This window comes from Intrasporangium sp. (assembly GCF_030452765.1).
In the GTDB taxonomy this organism is placed as follows: domain Bacteria; phylum Actinomycetota; class Actinomycetes; order Actinomycetales; family Dermatophilaceae; genus Intrasporangium_A.
Genome location: NZ_JAKDLO010000031.1, coordinates 23,006 through 31,227 on the forward strand (window position 1 = coordinate 23,006; position 8,222 = coordinate 31,227).

The window sequence follows — 8,222 nt, forward strand, 5'->3', positions numbered from 1 at the left end:
TGACGAGTGTCAGTGCCGGCGGGTAGGCATGGAACATGCGTTTCGGGTTCGTCGTGCCGTATGCCGCTGAGCGGGGTTTCGCAGATCTCGCGCGCTTGGGTGAGCAGCGGGGGTGGGCGGCGAGGGCGGCAGCGGGGTGCGCCGGGTCGAGGACTTCGCGCAGGTCGTCGACGCCGTGCGGGCGATCCGCGAAGGGCAGGGTCTGCCGTGGGCGGGCTACGAGGTCGTGGTCGAAGCCGACTCGCACGGGCACTTCGCCGTGCTCGAGCCGGCCGACCAGTCGGCGTGGGCGCAGGCCGGCGCGACCTGGTGGATCGAGAGCTGGTGGGACGTGCCCGAGGGGGAGGTGGGTCTTGCCGAGGTGCGTCGCAGGGTCGAGTCCGGCCCACCGGTAGCCTGACGAAGCACACCCGCGTGGCGAAGGAGGCACCGATGTCCGACGACCTGGTCCGCCTGGACGTGACCGACGGCCTGGCGAGCGTCGAGCTCAACCGTCCAGAGGCTGCGAATGCCCTCGACCTGCCTCTCGCGGAGCGGCTCGCGTTCGTCGTCGAGCAGCTCGCCGCGCCGGAGGTGAGGTCGGTCCTGCTGACCGGAGCGGGGAAGCGCTTCTGCGGCGGTGGCGACGTGCGCTCCTTCCTCGCCTCCGACGACCCGCCCGCCTACGTCGAGCACCTCGCGATGATGGCCGACCTGGCCCTACAGCGGCTCAGCGAGCTCGAGGTGCCCGTCGTCGCGGCTGTCCAGGGCGCCGTCGCGGGCGCGGGTCTGGCCGTGATGCTCACGTGTGACGTGATCGTGGCCGCGGCCGGCACGAAGTTCGTCACCGCCTACGCCGGGATCGGGCTGACCCCCGACTGCGGGCTGTCCTGGCTGCTGCCGCGCGCCGTCGGTCAGCAGCGGGCCCTCGAGCTCATGCTGACCGGACGTACCCTCACGGCGCAGGAGGCCTGTGACTGGGGCCTGGTCACCGAGGTCGTCGACGACGCGACCGTCCTCGAGCGGGCCCGCGAGCTGGCTGCGTCGCTGGCCGCCGGCCCGGCCCCTGCCTTCGGGCAGGCGCGGCGGCTCGTCCGGTCCTCCTACGCGGCCTCCCGGGCGCAGACTGGCGCCGACGAGGCCCGCACCATCGGCGCCGCCGTCCGGACCGAGGACGCCCAGCGGCTCATCAGTGCCTTCGTCTCGCGCTGAGCTGTGCGCCTCGAGAGCACCGGCCCGCTGCTCAGAACGTGCCGTCCGGGCCAGGGGCATTGACGAGCGAGTAGGCGGCCCGGGTCAGGTAGTCCCTCAGCATGTCGTCGAGCTGCGGCTCCAGCCCCAGCGTGCCGACGGCGTTCATCATGTGGTGCAGCCAGCGGTCCCGCTGCTCGGGGGTGACGGCATAGGGCACGTGGCGCATCCGCAGCCGGGGGTGGCCGCGCTGCTGAGAGTACGTCGTCGGGCCGCCCCAGTACTGCTCGAGGAACATGCGCAGTCGCACCTCTGCGGGCCCGAGGTCGGCCTCGGGGTAGAGCGCCCGGAGCGGCTGGTCGTCGGCGACGCCCCGGTAGAACTCGTGGACCAGCCGGACGAAGGCCTCGTGGCCGCCGATGGCCTCGTAGTACGTCGTCCGGTCGGTCACGCCGTACAGTCTCCCAGAGCGACGGCCCGGGTCACGGCTGGGGCTTGCCGTAGGGCGGCAGCAGGGGCGCCGGACCGCGCACCCCGGCGCCGTCGAAGGCCAGCTTGATCCGCTCGCGCAGCTCCCGCTGCACGCCGAAGTGCTGCTCGGCCGCGCACTTGGCGGTGACCCGGACCGTGATCGCCCCACCGCCGATCGACTCGACCCCGGGGACCTGGGGGGGCTCGAGCAGCGCCGGCTTCCACGTCTCGTCCTGCGCCATCGCGGCCGCGACGTCGCGGATGATCGACTGCGCCCGCTCGACGTCCTCGTCGTAGGCGATCGGGACGTCGACCAGCGCCGTCGACCAGCCCTGCGACTTGTTGCCGATCCGGATGATCTCCCCGTTGCGGACGTACCATGCCACCCCATGGGCGTCGCGCAGCCGGGTCACCCGCAGCGAGACGTCCTCGACGGTGCCGACCACCTCGCCGGTGTCGATGACGTCACCGACGCCGTACTGGTCCTCGACGATCATGAAGATGCCCGACAGGAAGTCCTTGACGAGACTCTGCGCGCCGAAGCCGAGGGCCACCCCGCCGATGCCCGCCGACGCGAGCATCGGGCCCAGCGGGATGCCGACGACGGCGAGGATGGTCAGCAGGGCGATCGTCCCCACGACGATGGTGATGACACTGCGCAGCACCGCCCCCATCGTCCGGGCGCGCAGCATGTGACGCTCGGCGCCGACCCCTGTGGCCTCGACCGGCGCACGCCCGCTCAGGCCTGGCAGCCGTGCGATTCGCTGCGCCTGCCGGCTCGTGGCCGTCGCCACGCCGCGCTCGACGAGACGCAGGAGCAGCCACCGCGCGACGACGGCGACGACGATGATGACGGCGACCTGGACCGGCGCACCGAGGAGCCAGTCACGCGCCTCGGGCCAGGTCAGCGACGACAGCGAGCTGGGCGGCATACCAGTCATTGAAACGTATGCCGCCCAGCCCGCCGCCGGTGCCACGCTCAGTTCGTGCTGCCTGCGTCCTTGGCCTGCGCGTGCAGGGCGCGCGCCACCGCGTCGCGGTTCTCGGCGACGGTGCGCACGAGGCCGGCCGGGGCGTCGGGGTGCGCCGCGAGCCATCCGTCCGAGGCCTGCTTGAGGTCCTCGTTCGCGAGGGCGAACGGGTAGAACCCGCCGACGACGCGCTCGCCCATCGCGACGCTGCGCGCGGCCCATGCGCCCTCGAGCATGTCGTGGTAGCGCTCGACGTACGGGGCGAGCAGCGACAGGTCGGTGGCGCGCTGGAAGCCGGCAGCGATCGACTCGACCATCTGGTTCGGTAGGTCGGTCTGCTCGACGGCCAGGCGCCACGCGGCGGCCTTGGCCTCGGTGGTCGGGCGCGCGGCGCGGGCCTGAGCGGCACGTTCCTGGCCGGTCGCGGTCGGGTCGCGCCGCAGCTCTGCGTCGATCAGCTCGTCGTCGGCGGCGCCGAGCGCGGCCAGTGCCCGCAGCAGGGTCCACCGCAGGTCCGTGTCGATCTCGAGGCCAGGGATCTGCTCGGTGCCCGCCAGCAGTGCCCCCAGACGGGGGGCGTCCCGAGCGTCGACGGCGTTGTCCGCCCAGCCCTCGATGAGCTGGAACTGTGCGTCGCTGCCCGGCTCGGCCCGCTCGCCGAGCTCGCGCAGGGAGGCCGCGAGCATCGCCTGCTTCTCCCCCCGGTGCGCGGGGGCGACGTAGAGGGTGACGCTCCTGTGGAGCTGGCCGAGCAGGACGCGCAGCAGGGTCGAGTCCCGCTCGCCGGGAAGGGCGGCCAGGACGAGGCGCACGAAGTCGCGTGCCGACATCTCGGCGTCGCGGGCCATGTCCCAGCTCGCGCCCAGGACCAGTGAACGGGGCAGCGACTCGTCGAAGCCACGCGGCAGCGCCAGGGCGGTGGCGAGGGACCGCTCGTCGAGGCGGATCTTGGCGTAGGCGAGGTCGTTGTCGTTGAGCAGGAGCAGGTCCGGCTGGGTGACGCCGACGAGCTCGCCGATCGGGGTCAGCTCGCCGTCGATGTCGACCTCGTGGTAGCCGACGCGCCCGAGACCGCCGTCCGCCGTGGTGTAGAGCCCGATGCCCAGCCGGTGCGGTCGCAGGCTCGGGTGCTCGACCGGGGCGGTCTGGCGCACCGCGAACGAGCGGTACGTACCGTCCGGCGCGAGCTCGAGCTCGGGGCGCAGCGTGCCCACGCCGGCCGTCTCGAGCCAGAGCTTGGCCCACGCGCCGAGGTCACGGCCCGAGGCCCGCTCGAGCTCACCGAGCAGGTCGGCCAGGGTGGTGTTGCCCCACGCATGCGTGCGGAAGTACTCGCGCAGAGCAGTCACGAAGGCCTCGCGGCCGACATACGCGACCAGCTGCTTGAGGACCGAGGCGCCCTTGGCGTAGGTGATGCCGTCGAAGTTGACCTCGACGTCCTCGAGGTGGCGCATGTCGGCCGCGATGGGGTGGGTCGAGGAGAGCTGGTCCTGCGCGTAGGCCCAGGCCTTCTCGGCCGTCCCGAAGGTGGTCCAGGCGTCGGTCCACTCGGTCGCCTCGGCCTGGCACGTCGTCGAGGCCCACTCGGCGAACGACTCGTTGAGCCAGAGGTCGTCCCACCACCTCATCGTCACGAGGTTGCCGAACCACATGTGGGCCAGCTCGTGCAGGATCGTCAGTGCCCGGCGCTCGACCTTCGCCTCGGAGACCTTGGAGCGGAAGACGTAGGCCTCGGTGAGGGTGACGGCACCGGCGTTCTCCATGGCCCCCATGTTGTACTCGGGCGTGAAGACCTGGTCGTACTTGGCGAAGGGATAGGGCTGGTCGAACTCCCGCTCGAAGAAGGCGAAGCCCTGCTTGGTGGTCTCGAAGATGTTCTCCGGGTCGAGGTACTGCCGCAGCGACCGTCGGCAGAGCACGCCGAGCGGGACGACGCCTCCGCGGGTCGTCACCTCGTCACGGACCTCGTCGTACGGCCCGGCGATGAGGGCCGTGATGTAGGACGAGATCCGCGGCGTCGGCTCGAAGTCCCAGGTCGCCTTCTCGACGTGGTGGCCGACGCCGCTGGGGCGCGGCGTCGGCGTCGGCGAGTTCGAGACGACCTTCCAGTGGGCCGGTGCCGTCACGGTGAAGCGGAAGCTCGCCTTGAGGTCGGGCTGCTCGAAGACGGTGTACATCCGGCGCGAGTCCGCTACCTCGAACTGGGTGTAGAGGTAGACCTCGTTGTCGACGGGGTCGACGAACCGGTGCAGGCCCTCGCCGGTGTTGGTGTAGCGCCCGGTCGCGTCGACGGTCAGCTCGTTCGTGGCCTGCAGGTGTGCCAGCGTGATGCGGGAGTCGCGGAACACCTGGCTCGGCTCGAGCGGCTCGCCGTTGAGGGTGACCCGCTCGACGGACGCGCCGATGAAGTCGATGAAGGTGTCCACCCCTGGCTGGCGGCAGTCGAAGGTCACCGTCGTGCTCGTGCGGAAGGTGTCCGGCCCGGTCGTCAGGTCGAGCCGGACGTCGTAGCGCTCGACGCGCAGCAGCTCGGCGCGGTGCGTGGCCTCGTCGCGGGTCAGGTTGGTGCCAGGCACGTGGGGTGCCTCCTTGGGATGACGGATGGGACGCGGCTGCGGGGGCCTCACTGGGCAGGCGCGTGCTCGCGGCTCACATCCTCGCACGAGATCCCGCCGTCTCAGCCGCTCGCCCCCACCGGTGTGGACAAGGTCCGTTTGGCATGATGACGCCATGACGGAGACCCAGGCCCAGAGCGTTGAGATGTGGTTCGACCCGATCTGCCCCTGGGCGTGGATGACCTCGCGGTGGCTCATGCAGGTCGAGCAGGTCCGGCCCGTCGACGTCACCTGGTCCGTGATGAGCCTGGCTGTGCTCAACGAGCACCGGCACGACCTCGACGCCGCGTACCAGGAGCTGATGGACAACGCATGGGGGCCGGTCCGGGTCATCGTCGCAGCGACCCAGCGGCACGGCGAGGCGGTCGTCAAGCCGCTCTACGACGCCATGGGTGAGCGGATCCATCGGCAGAAGATGCATGACTTCGACAAGGTCGTCGCCGAGGCGCTCGACGAGGTCGGCCTGCCGGCAGATCTCGGCAGGGCAGCGCACCACAAGACCGTCGACGCTGCGCTGCGCCGGAGCCACAAGCGCGGGATCGGCCTGGTCGGCACCGATGTCGGCACGCCGATCATCGCGGTCGAGGGCGTTGCGTTCTTCGGGCCCGTCGTCAGCCCGGCTCCCAAGGGAGAGGCGGCCGGCCGGCTGTGGGACGGCTGCGTCCTCGTCGCCGGCACTGCCGGCTTCTTCGAGCTCAAGCGGACCCGCACGATCGGCCCGATATTCGACTGAGGCCTGTCCGAGACCGTTGACGACGAGGAGTCACATGCGCATTCACATCGGCGGCGACCACGCTGCCTACGACCTCAAGACGGTGCTCGTCGAGCACCTGACCCGGGCCGGTCACGACGTCGTCGACCACGGTCCGGCGCAGTACGAGGCCGAGGACGACTACCCGGTGTTCGTGCTCCGGGCGGCGGCGGCCGTCGCCGCGGAGCCTGGCTCGCTCGGGGTGGTGCTCGGCGGGTCGGGCAACGGCGAGCAGATCGCGGCCAACAAGGTCACGGGGATCCGGGCCGCGCTCGCCTGGGCGCCCGAGCTCGCCGCGCTCGCTCGCCGGCACAACGACGCCCAGGTCGTCTCGATCGGTGCCCGCTTCACGAGTGAGCAGGTCGCCACCCAGATCGTCGACACATTCGTGGCGACGGACTTCACGAATGAACCACGGCACGCGCGTCGTCTCGGTATGGTGACGGCGTATGAGAAGAGCGGCGAGCTGCCGGCTCGGCCGGGGGCGTCGCGAGACTGACGAGCCGACAGCGGACCCTGAACTGGATGCCTGCCCGCATCCGCGAAAGGGATGAAGGCTTGGCGACGCGCACCGTCCTGGCACGGCAGCCACGGCCAACAACAGGTCGACAGGTTCGAAGGATGGGGAAGATCGCCTCGCGCCTCGAGCGCTCGCGGATCGTGCTCGTGGTCATGTTCGTGTGCCTCGTCCTGCTCGCCGGGCTCGCCGTCCTCGCGTGGCCGGCGTACATGCCGTGGTCCGTCTTCGCCCTCATCGTCGTCGGCGCCGGTCTCTTCCTCGAGCCGGTCCCGCTGCTGATCGTCTGCGGCGTCGTCGCCGCGGACATCATCGTCGTCGGTCTCATGCTGGCCGACCGGAAGGCCGCGACGGAGGGGACCGTCGCCGTGGTCGTCGTGCTGATGTTCCTGATGCTGTGGCTCTCGCGCGCCCGGTCGCAGGTCGGGCTCGTCGGGGTCAAGGGTGAGTCGATGCTCGTCGACATGCGCGACCGCCTCCGAGCCCAGGGAGAGCTGCCCGCGCTGCCCCGGACATGGGGGGCCGAGGTCGCTCTCGAGTCCGCATACGGTGACCGGTTCGCCGGCGACTTCGTCGTGGCGACCCGGTCGACCGACGGACGCATGCTCGAGATCGCCCTCGTCGACGTGTCCGGCAAGGGGCGCAACGCCGGGACGCGCTCTCTGCTGCTGTCCGGGGCGCTCGGCGGGCTGCTCGGCGAGATGAGCGAGTGCGGCTTCCTCCGGTCGGCGAACAACCACCTGCTTCGGCTGCGCTGGCCCGAGGGGTTCGCCACTGCGGTGCACGTGGCGATCGACCTCGAGACCGGCACGTTCACGATCGGCTACGCGGGCCATCCGGCGGCTGCCCAGTTCTCGGCCGGCTCCGGCCGCTGGACACTTCTCTCGGGTGGGCGCGGGCCGCTGCTGGGGGTCATCGAGGACGCGGACTATCCCCGCGAGGACGGCCGGCTGCGCGGCGGCGATGCGCTCGTGCTCTACAGCGACGGGGTGATCGAGGCCCGCGACATCGCTCTCGACGACGGTATCGACCGGATGCTCGGCCGGGCCGAGTTCTTCGTGACCAAGGGCTTCGCGGGGCTGGCGCAGCGCCTGTGCGACCATGCGGCCGCCGGCCACGGTGACGACCGCGCCGTCGTGACGGTCTGGCGTCGCTGAGCTCCACAGAGCGTTCGGGAAGAAGGGACACACCAGGGGAGACGACAGCGGGGCCGCTCCGTGGCGGAGCGCCCCGCTGTCGTCTCGACCGGTCAGGGAATGTCGTCGTTCTGACCGTCGATGCCGTCGATGCCGTCCTTGACCTTCTCCTGAACCACGTCGACCTTGTCGGCGTACTTGCCACCGGTCTTCTCGTCGATGAGGTCACCCGCCTTGTCGATGCCCTCGCCGATCTTGTCGCCCGCCTGGTCGACCAGGCCGGCGGCCTTGTCCTTCATCTCGTCGAACGTGCCCACGTGCAGCCCTTTCGATCATGAGAACCACGGTCCGGCTCCCTGTACAAGCAACTTAGCCGCTCGGCGGGACCCTCTGGTACCTTCCGGGACCGTGGATGTTCAGCGGTCCGGGTCGCGTCCGGACGATGTCGCGGTGACCGAGCGAGCCGTCTACCGCCGCAAGCCGCACGTCGTCCCCCCCGACCTGCCCGCGGACCTCACGCCGGCGCGGGTGCGCACCTTCGTGCGCCGCGGCCGGCACTCGAGGCGGGAGGCCGGCCGGCTCGAGCGGCTG

At 71.1% G+C, this 8,222-nt stretch carries 9 protein-coding genes; 5 read left to right on the forward strand and 4 right to left on the reverse strand.

Features of this window, described 5'->3' with window-relative positions:
• Positions 1 to 112 precede the first annotated feature (112 nt).
• Positions 113 to 400, forward strand: coding sequence for a hypothetical protein (locus L0H79_RS06010; protein WP_301483674.1), 288 nt, complete (start codon positions 113 to 115; stop codon positions 398 to 400).
• Between the two features lie 32 nt (positions 401 to 432).
• On the forward strand, positions 433 to 1,191 hold the full coding sequence (locus tag L0H79_RS06015) for an enoyl-CoA hydratase/isomerase family protein (RefSeq protein ID WP_301483675.1): 759 nt from the start codon (positions 433 to 435) through the stop codon (positions 1,189 to 1,191).
• A 31-nt stretch (positions 1,192 to 1,222) separates the two neighbouring features.
• Here the strand turns inward: L0H79_RS06015 and L0H79_RS06020 are convergent, their stop codons facing one another.
• The 3 genes from L0H79_RS06020 to pepN are packed head-to-tail and all read right to left on the reverse strand — an operon-like array spanning position 1,223 to position 5,188.
• Entirely contained in the window at positions 1,223 to 1,621 is a 399-nt protein-coding gene (locus tag L0H79_RS06020) for a globin (protein WP_301483676.1), read from the reverse strand.
• A gap of 31 nt (positions 1,622 to 1,652) precedes the next feature.
• Positions 1,653 to 2,573, reverse strand: coding sequence for a mechanosensitive ion channel family protein (locus L0H79_RS06025; RefSeq protein ID WP_301483677.1), 921 nt, complete (start codon positions 2,571 to 2,573; stop codon positions 1,653 to 1,655).
• 47 nt (positions 2,574 to 2,620) lie between these two features.
• Positions 2,621 to 5,188 carry an aminopeptidase N gene (gene pepN / locus L0H79_RS06030; RefSeq protein WP_301483678.1) on the reverse strand — a complete coding sequence of 856 codons (2,568 nt, stop codon included), beginning with the start codon at positions 5,186 to 5,188 and terminating at the stop codon, positions 2,621 to 2,623.
• A 154-nt stretch (positions 5,189 to 5,342) separates the two neighbouring features.
• Between pepN and L0H79_RS06035 the strand changes: the two genes are divergently transcribed.
• The 3 genes from L0H79_RS06035 (at position 5,343) to L0H79_RS06045 (ending at position 7,652) form a co-directional block, all read left to right on the forward strand.
• The gene (locus L0H79_RS06035) at positions 5,343 to 5,960 is read left to right on the forward strand and encodes a DsbA family protein (protein WP_301483679.1); all 618 of its coding nucleotides are present in this window, start codon (positions 5,343 to 5,345) and stop codon (positions 5,958 to 5,960) included.
• 34 nt (positions 5,961 to 5,994) lie between these two features.
• Positions 5,995 to 6,477: a ribose-5-phosphate isomerase gene (locus L0H79_RS06040; RefSeq protein WP_301483680.1), complete on the forward strand. Its 483-nt coding sequence runs from the start codon at positions 5,995 to 5,997 to the stop codon at positions 6,475 to 6,477.
• Positions 6,478 to 6,599: 122 nt separating this feature from the next.
• Entirely contained in the window at positions 6,600 to 7,652 is a 1,053-nt protein-coding gene (locus L0H79_RS06045) for a PP2C family protein-serine/threonine phosphatase (RefSeq protein ID WP_301483681.1), read from the forward strand.
• Between the two features lie 92 nt (positions 7,653 to 7,744).
• Here the strand turns inward: L0H79_RS06045 and L0H79_RS06050 are convergent, their stop codons facing one another.
• Complete coding sequence (locus tag L0H79_RS06050; RefSeq protein WP_301483682.1) at positions 7,745 to 7,948, reverse strand: antitoxin; 204 nt, start codon at positions 7,946 to 7,948, stop codon at positions 7,745 to 7,747.
• Between the last annotated feature and the right edge of the window lie 274 nt (positions 7,949 to 8,222).